Here is a 22534-nt window from a genome sequence, read left to right as displayed (position 1 = left end):
CTGGGCGAGCGCAGGCACTTTTCAGACCAGGAACGCAAAATTGTCACGCAGCCGCTCCCAGTGCGCCCGCGAACTGGCCGCCAGCACGCTGCCCTGATGAATCGTCGGCTGATAGGGCGTGCCGTCTAGCAGCGCCGAATAGCCGCCGGCTTCCCGGTGGATCATCAGCCCCGCGGCGTGGTCCCATGGCATCAGCTTGCCGGTGAGCATGAAATCGACGAAGCCGAACGCCATGGTGCGGTACTCATGGCAGGCGCAGCCGAAGGCCATCATGCGCTGGAAGTCGGGGAAGGTCGCGGAGAGCTGATACTGCTGCGCCTTGGGGAACAGCCGGATCGAGGTGGAACCAACCATCTCGTCGAACCTGTCGGTATCCGAGACCTGCAGCCGGCGCTCGTTGCCATCGGGGCGGCCGAACCAGGCGCCTTCGCCGTGACGGGCAACGATCCAGTCGTCCGCCAGCGGATCGTAGAGCAAGCCGAAAATCGTCTCGCCGAAGCTGGTTGCCGCCAGAATCACCCCGAACTGATTCAGCCCGCGGGCGAAGTTCCAGGTGCCGTCGACCGGGTCGATGATCAGCGCCAGCTCCGCGCCGGCGATATCGTCGAGATTGGCGCTGGCGTCGGCCACCGCTTCCTCGCCGATCACCGTCGCCTCCGGCAACAGCTCGCGGATCGCCGCCGTCATCCTCCGCTCCGCGCCCTGATCGGCATCGGTCACCAGATCGTCCGGCGCGCTCTTCGAGCGGATGGCGTCCTCGGAGAGATTACGAAAGCGCGGCAGGATTTCGGTTTTGGCGGCATCGCGCACGATCTCGATCAGGCGCTGCTGTTGCTCGAGGCTGATGGCTCTGGCTGGCATGCGAGTCTCCGGGGTCGTTGGGTCTCACTCTTAGAGTAACCGATTCTGGCGCCCGGGTTCGTCGGCCCGAAACTTCAATCCGCGCCGTCAATCCACACCCGAGGTCGACGCCACCTGGCGGTCGCGCCCGGCACCCAGCGCCATCACCAACGCGCCGAGGGCGATCGCGCTCACCAGAACGCCCACCACGTTCCAGCCGCCGCTCCAGTCGTGCAGCACGCCGACCAGCAGCGGCCCCATCGCCGCCAGGGTATAGCCGATGCCCTGGGCCATCGCCGAGAGGCTGGCGGCCGTTGTCGCATCCGGCGCGCGCAGCGCCAGCAGGGTCAACGCCATGCTGAAGGTGCCGCCCTGACCCAGCCCCAGCACCACGATCCACAGCCATATGCTGCCGATCGGCGCATAGAGACAGCCCAGCAGCCCGATCAGGGTGAGCGCCATCACCCCGACCAGCACCGCCCGCTGGTCACGCATGCGGCTGCCGATCCACGGCGCCAGGATCGCCGTGGTCACCTGCAGCAGGATCGACACCGACAGCGCCAGCCCGGCGGTGACCGCTGCCAGCCCGCGGTCCTGCAGGATCGTCGGCAGCCAGCCGAACACGATGTACGCCAGCGACGACTGCAACCCCATGAACAGCGACACCTGCCATGCCAGCGGATCGTGACGCAGCCGCGCGCCGCGACGGGCGGGTACGCGAGCGGGTTTGGTGCCCTTGAGCTGCGGCAGCCAGAACAGCGCCGCGATCACCGCCGGCAGCAGCCAGAACGCCAGCGCACCCTGCCAGGAACTGTAAGAAGCCCCTTGGGAAGCGCCTTGCGAAGCGTCTTGCCAAAGCCCGCCCAACGCCTGACGCAGCGGCTCCGTGGTGCCCGCGGCGGCGGAAGCGCCGAGGTTGAGCGCCACGGTGTAGAGCCCCGTCATGAGGCTGACGCGACGGGGGAAGTCCCGCTTGACGATACCCGGCAGCAACACCCCGATGATCCCGATGCAGCCCCCGGCGACAGCCGTACCCAGAAACAGCCCCGCCGTGCCGATATAGGGCCGCACCAGCAGTGCCACCGCCAACACCACAAGCGCGGCAAACACGCTGCGCTCCGGCCCGATACGACGCACCAGCTTGGGCGCCAGCGGCGCCGCGAGACCCAGGAACAGCACCGGCAGGGTTGTCAGAATGCCCTGCCAGCTGGGGGAGAGCGCCAGCGCCTCGGCGATGCTGCCGAGCACCGGCGACACGCTGGTCAGCGCCGGGCGAAGGTTGAGCGCCACCAGCAGCAGCGCCACGAGAGTCAGAACGCCCCGGCGGGGCATCGCGGAAGTCGACAAGAGAGCCATCCTTGGAGATCGAAAGGTATTGCGTCACGGCGGCAAAGCCAGGGACGCAAGGGTAGCCGATCAAGGCCAAAATCGGGATGGTTCTACGCCAATGGTCGAGGGTGGGTAGTGGTTTCGACTTCAGGAACGGGGTTGGGCGTCGTGATGTGCTTTTGGCCTCGTGGGGGCACCTTGCCGAAATGGCCTAGTGCTGCACTCAGAATTTGCGGCCAAGAAGCATGAGATCGATATCTGATTGAGCGATTCGTCATTCGCTTCACTGCTCTGGCCCTTATGGCTGAACAACTTTTGACCGGGAGGATGGCTGTGGTGTGTACGTTAGCTGGATCTAAATTACTCCTGCCCGGTAGCTATTGGCCTCCAGCCACAGATGATCATACAGATCGCCTTGTAAACAAAACATCCGCGGTCGTTGCCGGAAGTCGAATAGGCGGAATAGATGGTAGCGATCGGCGTAAGAGCGGGAGCAGGCCAGTTCATTAGGGGAGATGAAGAAGGCGCTTTCGATGGCGAATGCGGTCGTTTTGACTTCGATCCATCGCTCCCGACCATCCGCTTCGAAAGAGAGCACGTCGAAACCTGCGCCATCGCCTTGCGTCTCCGCGATGTGTTCGACCTTATCGGCCAGCTTGGCATGGCCGGCCTGCTTCAAACGGTGTTGTTCGTAGCTGACCACGAAACGCTCGCCGGCTAGACCGAGTTCACGGTTCTGCGCCTCGCGCGCTAGATAGTCTCGCTTGCGCGGTTGCCGTTCGTAGGCGGCGGGCTTCTCGTTGATCCCATGGCGTGGCCGAGACGGCTCGGGTGGCATGACGATGATGGCATCGTCGGCTGGCTCGGCCGAATCGACTGCCGGGCGCTCGGCCGCAAAACGGGCGGCACGATCGAAGAGTTCGCTACCCAACAATACCCGCTCCACGGCTTCGACGAGCATCCCTTGGTAGTTGCTCAAGGGCTTATAGCCGTTCACGTAGGGGCAGTCCGCATCGCGCAGTACGGCGCTGATATTGCGGTGCTTGTATTCGATAGAAGATAGGGATCGATCATCAAGGCGTTCCATCAACGCTTGATTGAGTTGGCGCTTGTTGTAGCGCTGCCCACTCAGCTCGGCGACGAGCATTTGCCGGTACGTTGCGACAATGGCTTCGACTTCGATAACGCTCCAAGGCGATTGGGGCATGGTAATGACTCAACGAAGATTCATTTGGTGTTAGTGAGTGATTTCACATTCGGCAATGCTACAAGCGCGCTAGCCCGATCGGTCATTTTGGGACTCGGCGAATCGGTCCCGGATAACGTGCGACCAGTTCGCCCGCCGTCAGAAGCAGAAAGCCCTCGGACTCCGCCTGGGCGACCAGGATTCGATCGAACGGATCCTTGTGAATGTCCGGCAAGTGGCTGATCGCTAAGGTGTGTTGAGACGTGATGGGTAGCTCAAGATAGCCGTTCTCGATCAAGCCGCGGCGCAGGAGATGTGGATCTACCTGGAAGTCAGGTCGATCTAGCCCGGCTTTGATGACGATCTCCCAAAGACTCGCGGCGCTGAAATAGACCTTGTTGCCCTGATCGTTGATGAGCCCGACCGTCTCATCGGAGAGCCGCTCTGGCTCTGCCGCTGCCCAGAGCAGAACATGGGTATCGAGGAGCAGGTTCATATCAGCCCCCGAACATGTCGGCTATTTCGTCTTGGCCCATGCGGTCGAAGTCTTCGGGAACCTTGAACTGGCCTTTCATGAAGCCAAGCCGCTTCTGCTGCCCGGCGTCCGGGCTATCGATGGCCGTGACCTTGGCGATCGGCTTGCCGGCCTTGGCAATGACAAAACCTTCTCCCTGCGCGGCTTTCGCGAGGAGCTGGGAGAGCCGAGTCTTGGCTTCGTGAATGTTGACGGATTCCATTGGATATTCCGGTGGCTTAGTTCATTGGGCTTAGTCTACTCGAAGCTGCCAATTCTGTCGCTATCGAGCTTGGCATCGTCACTCCAAATTCTGAATCTGCTCCCGCATCTGCTCGATCAGCACCTTCAGCTCCACGGCGCAGCGGGTGGTGTCGGCGACGATGGCCTTGGAGGAGAGGGTTGGCTTCAGGGAGTCTGGGCGGTGGCAATGCCAACCTGTAGTAGATGGTGCTACTCGAGAGTTTGCACTGCTCTCAGTGGCGCATGGTTTCGCCCAGCATTTCCCGCATCTGCGCTACCGGTGTTTCCTGGGGTATCACGCGAATATGCCGAGTGCTGGACAATTCGGCGGTAATTTCCCGGTAGCTCTGCGCTCGTTTGGCGTCCTGGCTCCGAGGTGCCTGGCAGACGAATACCGTGTCTTCCGGCATACCACCATGCTTTGCCAGACGATTCATCTGCATGATCCAGCGGTCGCCCTTGTCCAGAATGCTTTTGGGATCGTCCAGGTCGAAGGAGAGCGGCCGGATAGCCTGAAGTGGCGTGTGCTCGTTGTGCCGCCACACGAAAGGGAAGGTGACATGATAGAGCTCGTCGCCTAGACGCTCCTCGCGATAAACGCGATCGGCAAACTGTTCCTTGAGCAGCGTGTTGAGGCGGCGCTTGATCGTCGTTTCAGCCTCTTCTCGCTGATCGAAGTCGTGGTGGACATAGCGATTGAAGAGCTCGTCCAGCGTCCGAACAGGATCGCTGGAGGCGATCGTGCCTGGCGGTCCGAAGCGGAACATGGTCTCGCTCGGCGCGATCAGGTGCTTGAACAGACCCATCTGAAGCACGAAGTCGCCAGCATTGGCGTTCGCGAGTTCCGCGACGCGCTTTATTTCATCGGCGAATTCATGGCGTGCCCGCCGAAAAACGCCAGGATCGAGCTTGTCGAAGAAGTCGGTGACTCGTTTGCGAGTCCGTGTTTCGACGCGCTGAAGAAACTGTCCATCGGAACAGAGCATGACGATCCCCAGGTTCGCGAACTCACCTGTCTCGGGGTAGGGCTGGAATCGAAGCACCGCGTAATTGCAGAAGGTGCTCATGCTAGTCTCCAGAAATCGTCATGGTTGAATCGTTGCAGCAGCTCGAGCCGCTCATCGAGAGTCGGGCTTATCGCGGAGTCTTCATCCCAAGGATCTCGGTAGATCCATGCCTCCGGCAAAAGGCCGATGATGCTATCCCAGCCAGCCAAGGCCATGTCAAGCGCGGCGATATGCTCCGCGCGGGTCATCATGTCGTCGAAACAATGCCTCTGATCACTAAACACGTGATTCTCTAGGATCTCATCATCCTGTGATTCCATCGCAAAAGATACGTTGTGGTCTATCACGCTCAGGCCTTTATCAGGAGACCAGAGGAGATTGACATTGCCACCTAGCGCTGTGAGACGTCGATCGCCATTCTTGACCCACTTATCGAACACTAGCACACGTTGCTGAAGGGCAGTCTCGACGTGATTAATCTGGGGATAGATGAGTGTAGTCGCGTTCTCGATCAGTCGGCTGGCGAAAGCCGGTCCACCTTCCAGGTCTTTCGCACCATCGGTCGCGCTAAAGTCGATCAATGGCTGAGGTATCTTCATTAATCCGTACGAAGGGATGGGGAGCCCTAGGCGTGTACCGAGCTCGGCACATATCAGCTCTGACGTCAGGGCCGCTTTTCCTATGCCATCCACGCCTTTTACGACGTAGATGTCACCCTTTTCATCCCTGATTAAAAAAGGCCGGCAAAGACCTTGCTCGGACCGTCTCAGTATCTCTACCGCCTTTAGCGTCGGTTCAATCATGACATGCCTTTCATGAGGCGATTCCTGGCTGTACTTCCCATTCGTAAAATGATCTGGATCAGTGGCAGCCCATGTAGGAGCGACACCGATTTGCTCACTCCAGATTCTGAATCTGTTCCCGCATCTGCTCGATCAGTACCTTCAGCTCCACCGCGCAGCGGGTGGTGTCGGCGACGATGGCCTTGGAGGAGAGGGTGTTGGCTTCGCGGTTGAGTTCCTGCATCAGGAAGTCGAGGCGGCGGCCAATGGGGCCTTTCTGCTTGAGCTGGCGCTCGACTTCGGTGACATGGGTTTCCAGCCGGTCGAGTTCTTCGGCGACGTCGGCTTTCTGCGCCACCATCACCATTTCCGCTTCCAGCCGCTGCGGTTCGAGTTCGGCCCTGGCGCTTTCCAGCCGTTCGATCAGCTGCTTGCGCTGGCGTTCGAGAATCGTCGGCAGGTGGGCGCGAACCACGGCGACCTGTTCGCGCACGCCCTGGAGCCGGTCGCTGATCAGTTCCGCCAGGCGCTCGCCTTCGCGGGCGCGGCCGGTCTGCAGGTCGTTCAATGCGGTGTCGAACAGTTCGAGCGCGGCGGTCTTGACGCTCTCCAGATCCAGGCGCTGGGTCGCCATCACGCCGGGGTGGGCGAGCAGTTCCAGCGCGTTGGGCATTGGTGCTTCCGGCAACTGGGCGCGAACCTGTTCCAGCGCCCGGGAGAGCGCGGCGAGCTGATCGGCGTTGATCCCGGGCGCGGCGTTGCCTTCGGCGGGGTCGAAGCGCAGCGAGCACTCCACCTTGCCGCGGGCGAGACGCTGGCGCATCGCTTCGCGGAAGTGCGGTTCGAGATCGCGCAGGGCATCGGGAAGGCGGAAGTGAGGCTCCAGGTAGCGCTGGTTCACGGAGCGCAGTTCGAGCTGCAGGCTGCCCCAGTTGGCCTCATGGGTCTGGCGGGAGAAAGCGGTCATGCTGTGGGGCATGGGAATTCCTTGGATCGTCGAGCTGTCGGTCGAGTGTAACCCATCCGTGACGGCGTTGGCCGCCGCTCGCTAGCCGTGAATGTACGGCTGACCCGTGTAGAATGGCCGGCCTCCATGAGGCGCCTTCGGTGTGGCGCTTCTATCATTGATGTTTTGGATCGAGAGGCTTTCATGCGCCCGAGTGGACGACAACCCGATCAGCCCCGCGAGGTCACGCTGACCCGCGGTTTTACCCGTCACGCCGAAGGCTCGGTGCTGGTGAGCTTCGGGGATACCCAAGTGCTGTGCAACGCCAGCGTCGAGGCCGGCGTGCCGCGGTGGCTGCGCGGCAAGAACCAGGGCTGGGTGACGGCGGAATACGGCATGCTGCCGCGCGCGACCCACACCCGCGGCGGCCGTGAAGCGGCGCGGGGCAAGCAGGGCGGGCGCACGCTGGAAATCCAGCGCCTGATCGGCCGTTCGCTGCGGGCGGCGGTGGATCTGAAGAAGCTCGGCGAGTTCACCATCACGGTCGACTGCGACGTGCTGCAGGCCGATGGCGGCACGCGCACGGCGTCGATCACCGGGGCCTGCGTGGCGCTGGTCGAGGCGCTGCAGTACATGCAGCGCAAGAAGATGATCAAGACCGATCCGTTCCGTCAACTGGTCAGCTCGATCTCGGTGGGCGTCTACAAGGGCACGCCGGTACTCGACCTGGACTATCCGGAAGACAGCGCCGCGGATACCGACATGAACGTGGTGATGACCGAAGACGGCAAGCTGATTGAGGTGCAGGGCACGGCGGAAGCGGAAGCGTTCTCCCGCGCCGAGCTCAACGGCATGCTCGATCTGGCCGAGAGCGGTTGTCAGGCGCTGTTCGCCAAGCAGCATGAGGCGCTGGGCATCCGCCGCTAAGGAAACACTGCCTAAATGTCTGCGCAGGCGAATCGCTGCGTTGCGCGGTGCTGGAGCGCCAGCCCGGTCGGAATCCTCACCTATACCCCATAGGCTCCGGTTGCTGCGCTCCGTGCGCCTTGCGACTGAATGCCGCCTACTTCATCCTGCTCGACGATTTATTCAGCGCTTCCCTAACGCCTGCCGACAGGCAAACGAGAAACGCCCCGATCCTGTGATCGGGGCGTTTCTCGTTGTGGATGATGCAATGATTCGCGACGACCGTCTCGAACGATCGTCAGCGCGATCCGCGAGCCGGGATCAGGATTTTTCCTTGATCATCTTCTCGCGTGCCAGGCGTGCCTGCTCTTCCTCATAGGTGGGGAAGTCGACGTAGCCGCGAGCATCGCCGCCGTAGAAGGTGTCCGGATCGAACTCGGCCAGCGGCCAGTCGTTCTGCAGGCGTTCGACCAGATCCGGGTTGGAGGTGAACGGGCGGCCGAACACCGGCAGGTCGATGATGCCGTCGTCGACCAGGCGCTGCGCTTCCGCCTTGTCGAGGTTGCCGGCGAACAGCAGCGTGCCGTGATAGGCGTCGCGGAACTTGCGCAGGAACTCGCGCGGCAGCGCGTTCTGCCCTTGGGCGCCCTGATCCATGATATGGACATAGGCCAGGTTGCGCTTGCTCAGCTCTTCGGCGAGGTAGAGATAGGTGCCTTCGATGTCGTCATACAGCGGCATGTCGAACAGCGTGCCGTAGGGCGTCAGGCGCACGCCGACGCGATGCTCGCCGATCAGGGCGATGGAGGCGTCGATCGATTCGAGCAGCAGGCGGCAGCGATTTTCCCGCGAGCCGCCGTATTCGTCGGTGCGGTCGTTGAGGCCGCCATTGATGAACTGCTCGAGCAGATAGCCGTTGGCGCCGTGCAGCTCGACCCCGTCGAAGCCGGCATTGCGCGCGTTGAGCGCGGCCTGGCCGAAATCCTCGACCAGCCGGCGGCACTCTTCGGTCGTGGCGGCGCGGGGTTTGGTGGCCGCCAGCATGTCGGGCTGCCCGTCTTCGTTGTAGCCGAAGGCCATGCCGCCCTGCTTGTCGGAGCTGCTGATCGGCGCGGCGCCGTTCAACTGGATCGAGGTATGCGAGACACGGCCGACGTGCCAGGTCTGGCAGAAGATCACGCCGCCGCGTTCATGCACGGCCTGGGTCGCTTTCTTCCAGCCGGTGATCTGGTCGGGGCCGAAGATGCCCGGGTTGAACAGGTAGCCCTGGCCCTCGCGGGAGATCGGGCTGCCTTCGGAGATGATCAGCCCGGCGCTGGCGCGCTGGCGATAGTAGAGCGCGCCCATCTCGTCGGGCACGTCACCCTTGGCGCGGGCGCGGGTCATCGGCGCCATGACGATGCGGTTGTTCAGGCGGGTACCGGCGAGATCGAACGGTTCGAAAAGCGATGTCATATCGTGAACTCCTTTTTACGATGCCGTAATCAGCGATGATGTCGTAATCAATGATGACATTGGGCCTTGTGACGTCAGGCCAAAAGCAAAACGAGCCCGATCTGGGCTCGCGGTCATTGGACCAAAGTCTAGGAAACAATTAGCCAGCCAACAATGAATCCTTGCGACTGGCCCGATACAGGAAAGCTATCGCCGGCTAGCGGTGATCGCTGGATCGCTGGATCGCTGTCGTGAGGCGTGTTCAGACCACCGAGGTCATGCCGCCGTCGACGAACACGTTCTGCCCGGAGACGAAGTTCGATGCGCCGGAGCAGAGGTAGATCAGCGTGCCCACCAGTTCCTCGACCTGGCCCCAGCGTTGCGCCGGGGTGCGCTTCTCGATCCAGGCGTTGAAGTCGTCGTCCTGCCATAGCGCCTGGTTCATGTCGGTCTGGAAGTAGCCGGGGGAGAGGCAGTTGACCTGGATGCCGTAGCGGGCCAGATCCGCCGCCATGCCCTGGGTCAGCAACGCCACGCCACCCTTGGAGGCGGCATAGGGCACGATGGTTTCCCGGGCGAGCTTCGACTGCACCGAGCCGATATTGACGATCTTGCCGCTGCCGCGCTCGGACATCGCCGGGCTCAGCGCCTTGGAGACATAGAAAGCGCTGGAGAGGTTGGTGGCGATCACCGCCTCCCAGTCGGCGGGGTCGAAGTCGTTGAACGGGGCGCGCTTCTGCAGGCCGGCGTTGTTGACCAGAATGTCCGGCACGCCGAGACGCTCGACCAGCGGGTCGATGGCGGCCTTCACGGCCTCGGCATCGGTCACGTCGAATGCCACCGCATCGACGCTGGCGCCGGTTTCCGCTGCCAGCTTCCGGGCGGCTTCCTCGGCCGCTTCCTGCCGGCGCCCGTGAAGAATCACGTGGGCGCCCTGTTCGGCCAGCCCGTGGGCCAGCGCGTTGCCCAGCCCGCGCGTGGAACCGGTGACCAGCGCCAGCCGGTCTCGAATGTCGAATAGGTCTTTCATCGTTCTCCCTTATGGCCAATCTCAATGGCTAGCGCGTCTGCGATCTAGAAAATCAGGTAAACCACGCAGGCCAGCACGAACCCGACCAGGGACTCCAGCGCCTGCTGCACGGTCCAGGTCATCAGCGTGGTCTTCACATCCATTCCCAGCAGACGGCCCACCAGCCAGAAGCCGGAGTCGTTGACGTGGCCGGCGAAAACCGAGCCGGCGGCGGTGGCCAGCGTGATCGCGACCACCTGCATGGCGGAGAAATCGCCATTGGCCACGGCCGGCGCCATCAGCCCGGCGGCAGTCACCAGCGCCACGGTGGCGGAACCCTGCGCCAGACGCATCACCACGGCGACGAGGTAGGCGGCGGCGATGACCGGCAGGCCCAGGTCGCTCATCGAATCGGACAGCGCATCGCCGATGCCGGAAGCCTGCAGCACGCCACCGAACATGCCGCCGGCGCCGGTGATCAGGATTACCGAGCAGATCGGCCCCAGCGAGGAGTCGACGATCTTCTCCAGGGCGCTGCCGCCTTCGCCGCGACGGCTGCCCAGCACGTAGATCGCCACCAGTACCGAAATCAGCAGCGCGATCGGCGTCTCGCCCAGCGAGGAGAGGAACTGGAACCAGGTGGCGTCGCTGTCGGCCACGCCGGCGGCGCGGGCGAAGTCGAGCCCGGTGTTGAGAAAGATCAGTGCCAGCGGCAGCAACAGCAGCGCGATGACCGTGCCGACGCCAGGCGGATTTTGAATCTCGTCGTTGTCCTGGCCGCCGAACAGGCTCACTTCCAGCCGAAAATCGAAGCGGTTGGCGGCGAAGCGCCCCCACAGGTAACCGGAGAGATACCACATCGGGAAGGCGATGAGGATGCCCACCAGCAGCACCAGCCCGAGGTTGGCGCCGTAGAGCTCGGTGGCGGTGACCGGGCCGGGATGCGGCGGCACGAACACGTGCATCACCGAGAACGCCGCCGCCGCCGGCAGGGCGTAGAGCAGCACCGGACCACCCAGACGCTTGGCCACGGCGAAGATGATCGGCAGCATCACGATCAGGCCGGCATCGAAGAAGATCGGAAAGCCCATGATCAGCGAAGCGATGCCCAGCGCGAACGGGGCGCGGGCCTCGCCGAACAGCGATACCATCCGTTCCGCCAGCACCTGGGCGCCGCCGGAGTGCTCCACCAGCTTGCCCAGCATCGCGCCGAAGCCGACCAGCAGTGCCACCGAACCCAGCGTGCCGGCGAAACTGTCGGTCATGGTATCGACGATGGCGCCGGCGGGGATGCCGGTGGCGAACGCGGTCAGCAGGCTGACCAGCACCAGTGTCGGAAAGGCGTGCAGATGAAAGCGAATGATGAGGATCAGCAGCAGTGCGATCGCTGCAGCGGCGATACCCAACAGCGGTCCTGCCGTCAGGGTTTGCGTCCAGTCGTCCATGAGGCTCTCCCGGAAGTGGTCATTGCGATGCCACCGTTGCACGAAGCCAGAGCACGGCCAATACGACGTTGGTGGCCGGCCGCGCGAACGGTCTGAGCGGTGGCCAGATACGGCCAACACTGGCTGGGTCACTCTCAGCGTCGGACAGCTGGTCACGTATCGCCAATTTTTTATCGCCTGATGGCTGCAATCATTGCGGCCATCAGCCATGAGTCACTGGCGCATGCTAGGCTCAACGGCAGCCACGACTGTTTTCTCGAGCTGTTTTTTCGAGCTGTTTTTTCGAGCTGTTTTTTCGAACCGTTTTTTGAATCGGTTTTTGAATCGGTTTTTGAACCGTTTTCTGGACCGCTTTCTGGAGATGCCCGTGCTTCACTTTCCGCCTTGTCGTTACCAGTCGGCCGATCCCGAGACGGCCGGCGTCCCGAACGAAGACCCGTACCGCTGGCTGGAGGCGATAGATGGCGCCGAGTCGCTGGCCTGGGTCGAGGACCAGAACCGCCGGACGCTGGCGCGCTTCGCGGACGCCGAGTTCGCGTCGCTGGAGACCGGATTGCGCGAGATTCTGGACGCCGACGACCGCATTCCGTTCGTGGTGAAACGCGGCGAGCATTACTACAACTTCTGGCAGGACGCCGAACATCCGCGCGGCCTGTGGCGACGCACCACCTGGGATTCCTATCGGCAGCCGCGACCGGTGTGGGAGGTGCTGATCGACGTCGACGCGCTGAACGCCGCCGAAGGGGAGAACTGGGTCTGGCACGGCGCGAGCTGCCTGGAACCGGCGCATCCCGGCGAGCCCTGGGAGCGCGCCTTGATCTCGCTCTCCCGCGGCGGCGCGGATGCCGACGTCACCCGCGAGTTCGATCTCATCGGCAAGCGCTGGGTCGGGGGCGGGGTCGATCGCGAAGGCGAACACGGCTTCACGCGGCCGGAGGCCAAGGGCGGCATGAGCTGGATCGACCGCGACACGGTGTTCGTCTATACCGACTTCGGTGGCGCCGACTCGGGCTCGGAAAACGATTCGCTGACCAGTTCCGGCTATCCGCGGCGCGTCAAGCGCTGGCGGCGGGGCGAGCCGCTGAGCGAGGCGGAAACCGTCTTCGAGGCCGCCGAGCAGGATTTGATGGCCGTCGCCTTCCACGATAGCACTCGCGGCTTCGAACGCGACTTCATCCATCACGCGCTGGCGTTCTACGAGCAGCGTCTGCTCGAAATCACGCCGGATGGACAGCATGTGCCCATCGAGGTGCCGCTCTCCGCCCAGGCATCGGTCCATCGGGAATGGTTGCTGGTCCATCTGCGCGAGGACTGGACCCTGAATAGCGGGAACGGCGGGAACGGCGGGAACGGCGGGAACGGCGGGAACGACGCCGCCGTGACGTATCCCAGCGGTGCGCTGCTGGCGATCGACTACGAGACGTTCAAGCGCGGCGATCGCGACTTCACCACGCTGTTCGTGCCGGATGCGCACCGCTCGCTGGAAGGTTTCGAGTGGACACGGCACTACCTGGTGCTGGATGTCCTCGAGGACGTCAAGCATCGCCTGCAGGTACTGACGCCGGGGCAGGGCGACGACTGGTCGCCGCGGCCGCTGGCCGGGCTGCCCGCGACCGGCGAGATCGGCGTCGCGGCCGTCGACGACGAGGAGAGCGACGAGGTCTTCGTCATCATTACCGACTATCTCACCCCCACGACGCTGGCGCGCCTGGACCTGAAACATCGGGATTTGGCGCAACTAGACGCGCCGCCGGAAACGGTCAAGCGCGCGCCGAGCTTCTTCGAGACGCAAGGCATGCAGGTGACGCAGCGCTTCGCCACCAGCCTGGACGGCACGTCGATTCCCTACTTTCTGGTGCTGCCGGCCGGCGCGGGAGATCCGGCGAACGGCAACGCTGACAGGCCGACCGCGCCGCTGCCGACGCTGCTCTACGGCTACGGCGGCTTCGAGATCTCGCTGACGCCGCACTACATCGCCGGCGCCGGGCGCAGCTGGCTTTCCCGCGGCGGGGCCTACGTGGTCGCCAACATTCGCGGCGGCGGCGAGTACGGCCCGCGCTGGCATCGCGCCGCGCTCAAGGGCGAACGGCACAAGGCGTTCGAGGACTTCGCCGCCGTCGCCGAGGATCTGGTCGCCACCGGCGTCACCACGCCGGACAAGCTCGGCATCCAGGGCGGTTCCAACGGCGGCCTGCTGGTCGGCAACATGATCACCCGCTACCCGGATCACTTCGCTGCGGCGGTGTGCGAGGTGCCGCTGCTCGACATGCAGCGCTACCACCTGCTGCTGGCGGGCGCCTCGTGGATGGCGGAGTACGGCGACCCGGACAGCGACGACTGGGACAATTTCCTCAAAGACTACTCGCCGTATCACAACCTGTGCGAGGGCGTGGATTATCCGGCGGTGCTGTTCACCACCTCGACCCGGGACGACCGCGTCCACCCCGGCCACGCCCGCAAGATGATGGCGCGCATGGAAGCGATGGGCGCGGGCAACGTCTACTACTACGAAAACACCGAAGGCGGCCACGGCGGCGCGGCAGACAATGCCCAGCGGGCGAAGCTGGGCGCGCTGGCGTGGCGGTTCTTGTGGAACGAGCTGGGTGATGGCGAGTGAGGCATCCGAGGCCGAGCGGGGAGCTTTGAACGCGATCTCTTTTGGTGACGCGGCGAGAGCTGCGTCATACTGCGGCCCATTCAATACCTCTTCTGGAAGACCCGATCGATGAGCCAGAACGCTATTAAGCTAGGCGTGGTGATGGATCCCATCGCCGATATCACCTACAAGAAGGACACCACCCTGACGCTTTTGTGGGCGGCGGAAGCGATGGGCTGGTCGCTCTACTATCTCGAGCAGGAAGATCTCTACCTCTACGAAGGGCGCGCCATGGGCAGCGTGCGCCCGCTGAAGGTGCATCGCGATCCGCAGCACTGGTATGACCTGGGCGAGCGCGAGGCGATGCCGCTGGGCGAGCTCGACGTGATCCTGATGCGCAAGGATCCGCCGGTGGACAGCCACTTCCTCAACGCCGTCCATCTGCTGGCGTTTGCCGAGCGGGAAGGCACGTTGGTGGTCAACCCGACCCGGGCGCTGTTCGAGTGCAACGAGAAGCTGTTCGCCCAGCAGTTCGCCCACTGCATTCCGCCGACGGTGGTCTCCTGCCGTGATGCGGTGCTGCGCGCCTTCCAGGCCGAGCATGGCGACACCATCTTCAAGCCGCTGGACGGCATGGGCGGCACCGGCATCTTCCATATCGGCCCCGAAGGCCGCAATCTCGGCGCGGTGATCGAGCAGCTCACCGAGCGTGGCCAGCGCCAGGTCATGGCCCAGCGCTATCTGCCGGAGATCAAGGATGGCGATACGCGCATCCTGCTGGTCGACGGCGAGCCGGTGCCCTACGGGCTGGCGCGCATTCCCAGCGCCGGCGAGACCCGCGGCAACCTGGCCGCCGGCGGCCGCGGCGTCTCCCGCGAGCTGACGGATCGCGACTACTGGCTGGTCGAGCAGGTGCAGCCGATGATCCGCGAGAAGGGCCTGCTGTTCGTCGGCCTCGACGTGATCGGCGACTACATCACCGAGATCAACGTCACCAGCCCTACCTGCGTGCGCGAAATCGACGACCAGCGCGGCACCGATATCGCCGCCCAGCTGATGGCGGCGATCGTCAGACGTCTGGAAAGCCGGGGCTGATCGGGTCAAGCCTGGCACAGGTGGTACACTGGACCCATTTCCTCTACTGGCGGCTCGCGGCCTGATTGCCGGGCCGCTGCGCGATGCCCGACGGAGCCCTATGTCAACGATCAGGCCAACATCCATGCCCACGCCGATGCAGAGCCTCAAGCACTATTTCCTGATGGCGATGCCGCACCTGGAAGATCCCAACTTCGCGGGGACGCTGACCTATCTCTGCGATCATGACGACGACGGCACCTTGGGCGTCATCGTCAACCGCCCCTCGGAGCTGACGCTGGACGGGCTGTTCGAGCAGCTCGATATCGAATCCGAGCCCGGCCCGCACAACGACGTGCTGGTCTACAACGGCGGGCCGACCTACCGCGACCGCGGCTTCATCCTGCATCGCGGCAACGCCAGCGACTGGGATTCCAGCATTCAGGTCGCCGATGGTCTGGCGCTGACCACCTCGATGGACATGCTGCAGGCGATCGCCCAGCGACGCGGCCCGGAACAGTACCTGGTGACGCTGGGATGCGCGGGCTGGAAGTCCGGCCAGCTCGAGGACGAGCTCAAGCAGAACACCTGGCTGACCGTCGAAGGCGACGCCGCGATCCTGTTCGACCGCCCGCCGGAGCAGCGTCTGAGCGCGGCCGCCGGCATCCTCGGGGTCGATCTCAACCTGATGACCCGCGACGCCGGGCACGCCTGATGGCAGTGGCGATGGATGACAAGCTGGGCCGGCGTCTCGTCATGGCGTTCGACTACGGTACGCGGCGTATCGGCGTGGCGGTCGGCAACGAGATGCTGTGCTCCGCCAGCGGGCTGGAACCGCTGACCGCCCGCGACGGGATTCCCGACTGGATCAAGGTCGAGAAACTGTTGAAGGAGTGGCAGCCGGATCTGCTGGTGGTGGGGCTGCCGATCCACGACGACGGCAGCGAGTCCGACATGAGCGTGCGTGCGCGCAAGTTCGGCAACCGCCTGCACGGGCGCTTCGGCAAGCCGGTTGAGATGTTCGACGAGCGCGGTACCACCCGCGCCGCCAAGCTGATCGCCCAGGGACAGGGCCACAAGGGCAACTATCGCGATCGCGGCGTGGATGGCATCGCCGCGCAGTTGATTCTGGAAAGCTGGTTCAACCGCGAGTCGCCTCCGTCCGGTATCCCCGACGTACGGTGACCATCGCTTGAGGAAGAGAATGGATGTCTGATGATGTCGGCGCCCGCCTGCGAGCCCTGAGAACCTTTCGCGGCATCTCCCAGCGAGAGCTGGCCAAGCGCTGTGGCGTGACCCACTCCAGCCTGTCACTGATCGAGCAGGGCAAGGTCAGCCCCTCCGTCAGCTCGCTGAAGAAGATTCTCGACGCCATTCCCATGAGCGTGGGGGATTTCTTCACCATGGATCTGGAGAACCGGAACCAGGTCTTCTTCGGCGCCGACGAGCTGACCGACGTCGGCACCGGCGACGTGATCTACAAGCTGGTGGGAGCCAACCGGGAGTCGCGGGCGCTGTCGTTCATGATCGAGACCTATCCGGCCGGCAGCGATACCGGGCGCGAGATGATCGCCCATCAGGGCGAGGAAGCCGGGGTGGTGCTCGAAGGGGAGATCGAGATCACGATCGGCGCCCAGACGCGGACACTGTCGCCGGGCGAGGCGTACTACTTCAACACCAACATCCCGCACCGCTTCCGCAACCCCGGCAAGTCGGCCTGCCGGCTCGTCAGCTGCGCCACCCCCGCCAAGACGTTCTGATCGCTCGTGGCGGCCTGCCACGAGCGGTATCGTTTCATGACGACGGGTTCATGACGCCGGATTCATGACGACGGGTTCATGACGCCGGTTTCACGGCGACAGCGACATCCAGACACTCTTGAGTTCGGAGTACTCTTCCAGCGAGTGGTGCGACTTGTCGCGCCCGTTGCCGGACTGCTTGACGCCGCCGAACGGAACGGTCTGGTCGCCGCCGGCCCAGTTGTTGACGAAGACCTGGCCGGACTGGAGGCGCCGCGTGACCCGCATGATGCGATCGATGTCCTGGCTCCAGAAGCCGGCCGCCAGCCCGTAGTCGCTGTCGTTGGCCATCGCGATCGCTTCGTCCTCGGTATCGAAGCCGAACACCGACAGCACCGGACCGAAGATCTCCTCCCGGCCGATGACCATGTCGTCGGTGACACCGTCAAAGACGGTCGGGCCGATGAACAGGCCCGGCCCGTCGAGTGCCTTGCCCCCCATGCGCAGCCGCGCCCCTTCTTCCACGCCTTGGCGGATATAGTCCAGCACCCGCTCGTACTGCGTGCGGTCGACGATAGCGCCCATGAAGCTTTCCGGGTCCAGCGGATCGCCCGGCTGCATCGATTCGGCGGCCGCGAGCAGCTTGTCGACGAAGGCCTCGCGCACGCTATTTTCCACCAGCAGGCGTGATCCGGCGATGCAGACCTCCCCCTGGTTGTAGAAGATCGCCTCGGCGGCGTGGCGGGCCACCCGGTCCAGATCCTTGCAGTCGGCGAAGACAATGTTCGGGCTCTTGCCGCCACATTCGAGGTACACCCGCTTCAGGTTGGATTGCCCGGCATACTGCAGCAGCTGCTTGCCGACGCCGGTCGAGCCGGTGAAGGCGAGGCAGTTGACCTCCATGGACAACGCCAGGGCCTTGCCGACGGTGTGGCCGAAGCCCGGCAGCACCTGGAAGACTCCGCTCGGCAGGCCCGCCTCGTGCGCCAGCGAGGCCAGATACAGCGCGGAGAGCGGTGACTTCTCGGAGGGCTTCAGAATGACGCTGTTACCCGCGGCGAGGGCAGGGCCGATCTTCCATGCCGTCATCATCAGCGGGAAATTCCACGGCACGATGGCAGCGACGACCCCCAGCGGTTCGCGCAGCACCAGCGCAAGGGTATTGTCACCGGTCGGTGCCACTTCGCCGTAGAGCTTGTCGATCGACTCGGCCTGGTGGCGGATGCAGCCGATGGCGCCGCTGACATCGCTCTGGGCGCTGTTGATCGGCTTGCCCATGTCCAGCGTGTCGAGCAGGGCCAGCGTGTCGCGATGGCTCTCCATCAGCGTGGCCAGGCGCAGCATGACGAGCTTGCGCTCGGTGGGTGCCAGCCGTGCCCAGTCGCCACGCGCGAACGCCGCGCGGGCCAGCGCCACTGCCTTGTCGGCATCGGCGGCATCGCAGCTCGCCACGTCGGCCAGGGGTTCTCCCGTCGCGGGGTTGACCGTGGCGAAGGTCTCGCCGCTCTCGGCCGCCACGAACTCGTCGTCGATGAAGGCGCGCGTCTCGAGGCTGGCGGCAAGGGTGGCGGCCCTGGCCTGCCAGTCGGCCAGCGTTGGCGTCAGGCTCATGTCGTTGTCTCCTTCGTTGCCGAAATGGTGGCCCCTCGGGCCTGCAGCCGGCGTGCCGTTTCGTCCAGCGCGGCCGTCGCCAGCGCGATCAGTTCGTCGATCTGGGCCTCGGTGATGACCAGCGGCGGCGAGATGATCATCGTGTCGCCCACCGAGCGCATCACCAGCCCGAGCTCGAAGCAGATGTCGCGGCAGGTTTCGCCGGCCTTGAGAGACTTGTCGAAGCGCGCCCCGGAGGCCTTGTCGGCGACGATCTCGAGCGCGCCGATCAGCCCCAGGGAGCGGGCCTCGCCGATGAGCGGATGTCGTTCTAGCGCCTTCCAGCGCTTGGCCAGATACGGCCCCGTTACCTGGCGCACCTGCTCGACGACGCCTTCGCTCTTCATCAACCTGAGGTTCTCGAGCGCAACGGCAGCGCAGACGGGGTGCCCGGAGTAGGTGAAGCCGTGATGGAATTCGCCACCGTCGTCGATCAGCGTCCGGGCGACTCGGTCGCCGACCAGCACGCCGCCGATCGGCAGATAGCCGGACGACAGGCCCTTGGCGATCGGCATCAGGTCGGGTTCGAGATCGTAGTGAACGCTGCCGAACCATTCGCCCAGGCGGCCGAAGCCGCAGATGACCTCGTCCACGACCAGCAGGATATCGTAGCGCGACAGCACGTCCTTGATCGCCGGCCAGTAGCTCTCCGGCGGGATGATCGCGCCGCCCGCGCCCTGCACCGGCTCGGCGATGAAGGCGGCGACCTTGTCCGGCCCGAGCGCCTGGATGCGCGCCTCCAGCGCCTCGGCGCAGACCTTGCCGAACGCCTTGGGCGACATCTCGCGCCCTTCGTCGAACCAGTAAGGCTGGCGGATATGGGCGATGCCCGGCACGCAGGGCCCGCCCTGGGCCTGCATCGGCGCCATGCCGCCCAGGCTCATGCCGGCGACCGTCGAGCCGTGATAGGCGTTGTCGCGGGCGATGATCCACTGCTTTTCGGGCTGACCCTTGAGCGCCCAGTAGCGGCGCACCATGCGCAACACCGTATCGTTGGCCTCGGAGCCGGAACCGGTGAAGAACACGCGGTTGATATGATCCGGCGCCAGGCCGCAGAGGGTGTCGGCCAGCTCGGCCGCCGGCGGGTGCGTTGTCTTGAAGAAGCTGTTGTAGTAGGGCAGCTGCTGCAGTTGCCGGGTCGCGGCGTCGACCAGCTCCTGGCGGCCATAGCCCAGGTTGACGCACCACAGCCCCGCCATCGCATCCAGGATCTGCCGGCCTTCGTCGTCCTCGATGTAGACGCCGTGGGCGGCGGTGATGAGTCGACTGCCTTCGTCACCCAGCGCCTTGAAATCGGTGAAGGGGTGCATGTAGTGATCGCGGTCGAGCGCCTTGAGTCTTGCGGCATCTGGCGATGTCATGGCGTGCTCCTCCTGGGTGGACGTGCCGGATTTGGGATCGGCGGCGGTGATGCCGTCGTGGTGGCGTCGCTGGCGGTTCGCCGATGTGACGCTCCACGGGTCAGACGTGGCGCAGGTACCAGTCGTACTCGAGCCGGCTGACCACCTGCATGGCGGATGCCCGCTCGGCACGGCGGTTCGCCAGGAACACTTTCAGGAAGTCCTGGCCGAGCGCCTCGTTCAACACCTCGGACCGCTCGAGCAGCTCCAGCGCCCGAGACCAGCTGTTGGTCAGTGCCGGGTCGAACTGCTCGTAGGCATTGCCGGTGACGATTTCCTCGGGGGAGATCCGGTTGGCGATGCCGTGAATGACCGAAGCGAGCAGGGTGGCCAGCAGCAGGTAGGGGTTGGCATCGGCGCCGCCGACACGATGCTCGATCCGCCGTGCGGCATTGGGCCCGGAGGGAATGCGCAGGGCCACGGAACGGTTGTCGAAGCCCCAGGTCGGCGCCATGGGAACATAGAGCCCCGGCTGAAAACGGCGGAAGGAGTTGAGGTTCGGGGCCATCAGGGCGACCGATTCCGGCATCAGCCTGAGCAGGCCGCCGATGGCGTGGCGCAGCATCTCGGTGCCCAGCGGATTCTCGTCGGCGGCGGCAAAGACGTTGCGACCGTGGGCATCGAGCAGGCTCATGTGGACATGCATGCCGTTGCCGGCTTCCGCGTCGTAGGGCTTGGCCATGAACGTCGCTTCGAAGCCGTGGTTGACGGCGATGCCCTTGATCAGGCGCTTGAGCAGCACCGCGCTGTCGCACGCCTTGAGCACGTCGCTGCCGTGTACCAGGTTGATCTCGAACTGCCCCGGGGCGCACTCCTTCAGCGCCGTGTCCAGCGGGAGGTTCTGGATGGCGGCCGCGGCCTGGATGTCGCCCAGGAACCCGGCGTACTCGTCGAGCTCCGAAATCGAATACACCTGGCTCGTGGTCGCGCGTTCGCCGGTTTCCGGCGAGCGGGGCGGCTGCACCCGGCCCAGGTCGTCCCGCGTGCGATCGACGATATAGAACTCGAGCTCCAGCGCGACGACGGCCGTGTACCCCATCGCCTCGAGGCGCTGAACCTGCTGCGCGAGGACGTTGCGCGGGTCGGCGAAGAAGGGGCCGTCGTGCTCGTTGCGCATGGCCATCAGCAGCTGTCCCTGGTGGCCATCCCGCAGCCAGGGCGTCGGCATCAGGGTGCCGGGGATCGGGCGGCAGACCTGGTCGCAGTCTCCGATGTCCAGGCCCAGGCCGGTCTCCTCGATCGTGTTGCCGGTGATATCCAGCGCGAAGACCGAGCCGGGGAGATTGATGCCGTTGACGTAGGCCTTTTCGAGATTTTCCCGGGGAATCCGCTTGCCGCGCAGCACGCCATTGAGGTCGCTCAGCAGCAGATCGATGCTATCGATAGCGGGGTGACGCGCCAGGAAGTCACGAGCCTCGTCGACGGGAAGGGAGGACATGATGTCACCTGCGATCGTTTATTATGGTCGTTGATAGTGTTCCGCCTGCCCGGTATTGTTGTCAAATTATTTACGGATTATTCGCTTCGCTTCCAAGTAAGATTCAAGCTGTTTTATAAATAAGTTTATGAATTTAAATGGGTGTTAAGCGAATTTCTCGTTTTCCATGGCCGGTGCGTGGCAAGAAAGGCAGGCCATCACCTGTTGATAAAAACACAACGGATTCCGGTTCCGAGGAGGCATCATGCAGAAGCGTCCCCTGGTTGGTGTCATTGCCTGCCGCCGTGAGGTGGAAGGCCACCCCGCCCACATGGTCACCGACAAATATCTCGGCGCGCTGCGCGAGTACGGGCTGGAGCCGGTCATCCTGCCGGTCTGGCGCGACGGCGACGCTGGCGCTGCCGGCGCGCTGCTGGATCGTCTCGACGGCCTGATGCTGACCGGCAGCTACACGAACGTGCTGCCGAGTCGATACGATGCGGCGCGGGCGCCGGAAAACACGCGGGACGATCTGGATCGCGATCACGCCGCCATGCTTTGGGTGCCGCTGGCGCTGGAGCGGCGCCTGCCGCTGCTGGGGATCTGCCGCGGCTTCCAGGAGTTCAACGTGGCCCTTGGCGGCACGCTGCATCAGGCCGTCCAGCGTGTGCCCGGCCTGATGGACCATCGCGAGCCGGAAGGGTCGAAGGCACAGCAATATGCGCCGAGCCACGAGATCGACATCCGGCCCGGCGGCCGCCTGGCCAGCCTTTACGGCGAGCGCGAGGAAGGGCTGAAGGCGCGGGTCAACTCGCTGCATCAGCAGGGCATAGACCGGCTGGCGGAGGGCCTGTTCGTGGAGGCGGTGGCGCCGGACGGTCTGGTCGAGGCGGTTTCCCTGCCGGATGCCCCCGGCTTTACCCTGGCGGTACAGTGGCACCCGGAATGGGAGCCCCGGCAGCATGCGCTCTACGATGCGATCTTCCAGGGGTTCGCCCGCGCCTGTCAGCAGTGACG

General features: G+C 64.3%; 21 protein-coding genes and 1 pseudogene. 7 read left to right on the top strand and 15 right to left on the bottom strand.

Annotated elements, in window-relative coordinates:
• Positions 1-21: 21 nt before the first annotated feature.
• The 9 genes and pseudogenes from R5R73_RS18500 to R5R73_RS18460 form a co-directional block, all read right to left on the bottom strand.
• Positions 22-861: an inositol monophosphatase gene (locus tag R5R73_RS18500; RefSeq protein WP_322528311.1), complete on the bottom strand. Its 840-nt coding sequence runs from the start codon at positions 859-861 to the stop codon at positions 22-24.
• 87 nt (positions 862-948) lie between these two features.
• Complete coding sequence (locus tag R5R73_RS18495; protein WP_322528310.1) at positions 949-2196, bottom strand: MFS transporter; 1248 nt, start codon at positions 2194-2196, stop codon at positions 949-951.
• A 328-nt stretch (positions 2197-2524) separates the two neighbouring features.
• A complete protein-coding gene (locus R5R73_RS18490) occupies positions 2525-3316 on the bottom strand; it encodes a DUF3883 domain-containing protein (protein WP_322528309.1) in 792 nt (263 codons plus the stop codon).
• A gap of 142 nt (positions 3317-3458) precedes the next feature.
• Positions 3459-3851: a type II toxin-antitoxin system VapC family toxin gene (locus tag R5R73_RS18485; RefSeq protein WP_322528308.1), complete on the bottom strand. Its 393-nt coding sequence runs from the start codon at positions 3849-3851 to the stop codon at positions 3459-3461.
• 1 nt (position 3852) lies between these two features.
• Positions 3853-4092 (bottom strand): type II toxin-antitoxin system prevent-host-death family antitoxin, encoded by a 240-nt coding sequence (locus R5R73_RS18480; protein ID WP_322528307.1) that lies wholly within the window; start codon positions 4090-4092, stop codon positions 3853-3855.
• Positions 4093-4170: 78 nt separating this feature from the next.
• Positions 4171-4272 (bottom strand): annotated as a pseudogene (locus R5R73_RS18475) (endoribonuclease YicC domain-containing protein); the annotation flags it as partial.
• A gap of 73 nt (positions 4273-4345) precedes the next feature.
• A complete protein-coding gene (locus R5R73_RS18470; RefSeq protein ID WP_322528306.1) occupies positions 4346-5179 on the bottom strand; it encodes a DUF3037 domain-containing protein in 834 nt (277 codons plus the stop codon).
• A complete protein-coding gene (locus tag R5R73_RS18465; protein WP_322528305.1) occupies positions 5176-5922 on the bottom strand; it encodes a HipA family kinase in 747 nt (248 codons plus the stop codon). The genes R5R73_RS18470 and R5R73_RS18465 overlap by 4 nt, the downstream gene beginning before the upstream one ends.
• Positions 5923-6016: 94 nt before the next feature.
• A complete protein-coding gene (locus R5R73_RS18460) occupies positions 6017-6880 on the bottom strand; it encodes a YicC/YloC family endoribonuclease (RefSeq protein ID WP_322528304.1) in 864 nt (287 codons plus the stop codon).
• A gap of 171 nt (positions 6881-7051) precedes the next feature.
• On the opposite strand from R5R73_RS18460, the gene rph reads away from it, so the two are divergent.
• Positions 7052-7774 carry a ribonuclease PH gene (gene rph, locus R5R73_RS18455; RefSeq protein ID WP_071231142.1) on the top strand — a complete coding sequence of 241 codons (723 nt, stop codon included), beginning with the start codon at positions 7052-7054 and terminating at the stop codon, positions 7772-7774.
• 300 nt (positions 7775-8074) lie between these two features.
• Here rph and R5R73_RS18450 read toward each other — a convergent pair whose 3' ends face one another.
• From R5R73_RS18450 to R5R73_RS18440, 3 genes are all read right to left on the bottom strand, one after another.
• Positions 8075-9208, bottom strand: a complete 1134-nt coding sequence (locus R5R73_RS18450) for an alkene reductase (protein WP_322528303.1) — start codon at positions 9206-9208, stop codon at positions 8075-8077.
• A 241-nt stretch (positions 9209-9449) separates the two neighbouring features.
• The gene (locus R5R73_RS18445) at positions 9450-10217 is read right to left on the bottom strand and encodes an SDR family oxidoreductase (RefSeq protein ID WP_322528302.1); all 768 of its coding nucleotides are present in this window, start codon (positions 10215-10217) and stop codon (positions 9450-9452) included.
• 44 nt (positions 10218-10261) lie between these two features.
• Complete coding sequence (locus R5R73_RS18440; protein ID WP_071231139.1) at positions 10262-11641, bottom strand: GntP family permease; 1380 nt, start codon at positions 11639-11641, stop codon at positions 10262-10264.
• Positions 11642-12008: 367 nt separating this feature from the next.
• On the opposite strand from R5R73_RS18440, the gene R5R73_RS18435 reads away from it, so the two are divergent.
• From R5R73_RS18435 to R5R73_RS18415, 5 genes are all read left to right on the top strand, one after another.
• Positions 12009-14258 carry a prolyl oligopeptidase family serine peptidase gene (locus R5R73_RS18435; RefSeq protein ID WP_322528301.1) on the top strand — a complete coding sequence of 750 codons (2250 nt, stop codon included), beginning with the start codon at positions 12009-12011 and terminating at the stop codon, positions 14256-14258.
• A gap of 108 nt (positions 14259-14366) precedes the next feature.
• Positions 14367-15332 (top strand): glutathione synthase, encoded by a 966-nt coding sequence (gene gshB, locus R5R73_RS18430; protein ID WP_322528300.1) that lies wholly within the window; start codon positions 14367-14369, stop codon positions 15330-15332.
• Positions 15333-15468: 136 nt separating this feature from the next.
• Positions 15469-16026, top strand: a complete 558-nt coding sequence (locus R5R73_RS18425) for a YqgE/AlgH family protein (RefSeq protein WP_303855288.1) — start codon at positions 15469-15471, stop codon at positions 16024-16026.
• Positions 16027-16037: 11 nt separating this feature from the next.
• The gene (gene ruvX / locus R5R73_RS18420) at positions 16038-16496 is read left to right on the top strand and encodes a Holliday junction resolvase RuvX (protein WP_303855262.1); all 459 of its coding nucleotides are present in this window, start codon (positions 16038-16040) and stop codon (positions 16494-16496) included.
• A 23-nt stretch (positions 16497-16519) separates the two neighbouring features.
• Complete coding sequence (locus R5R73_RS18415) at positions 16520-17071, top strand: cupin domain-containing protein (protein WP_087720990.1); 552 nt, start codon at positions 16520-16522, stop codon at positions 17069-17071.
• 90 nt (positions 17072-17161) lie between these two features.
• Here the strand turns inward: R5R73_RS18415 and R5R73_RS18410 are convergent, their stop codons facing one another.
• The 3 genes from R5R73_RS18410 to R5R73_RS18400 form a co-directional block, all read right to left on the bottom strand.
• Entirely contained in the window at positions 17162-18661 is a 1500-nt protein-coding gene (locus R5R73_RS18410; RefSeq protein ID WP_322528299.1) for an aldehyde dehydrogenase, read from the bottom strand.
• Positions 18658-20061: an aspartate aminotransferase family protein gene (locus R5R73_RS18405; protein WP_322528298.1), complete on the bottom strand. Its 1404-nt coding sequence runs from the start codon at positions 20059-20061 to the stop codon at positions 18658-18660. Before R5R73_RS18405 ends, R5R73_RS18410 begins: the two co-directional genes overlap by 4 nt.
• 100 nt (positions 20062-20161) lie before the next feature.
• Complete coding sequence (locus R5R73_RS18400; RefSeq protein WP_322528297.1) at positions 20162-21538, bottom strand: glutamine synthetase family protein; 1377 nt, start codon at positions 21536-21538, stop codon at positions 20162-20164.
• Positions 21539-21782: 244 nt separating this feature from the next.
• On the opposite strand from R5R73_RS18400, the gene R5R73_RS18395 reads away from it, so the two are divergent.
• Positions 21783-22532: a gamma-glutamyl-gamma-aminobutyrate hydrolase family protein gene (locus R5R73_RS18395; RefSeq protein WP_322528296.1), complete on the top strand. Its 750-nt coding sequence runs from the start codon at positions 21783-21785 to the stop codon at positions 22530-22532.
• Positions 22533-22534: the final 2 nt, after the last annotated feature.

This window comes from Salinicola sp. LHM, assembly GCF_034479735.1.
GTDB classification, from domain to species: domain Bacteria; phylum Pseudomonadota; class Gammaproteobacteria; order Pseudomonadales; family Halomonadaceae; genus Salinicola; species Salinicola salarius.
Note: the sequence above shows the minus strand (reverse complement) of the source record. Positions and strands in the feature narration are given on the sequence as shown.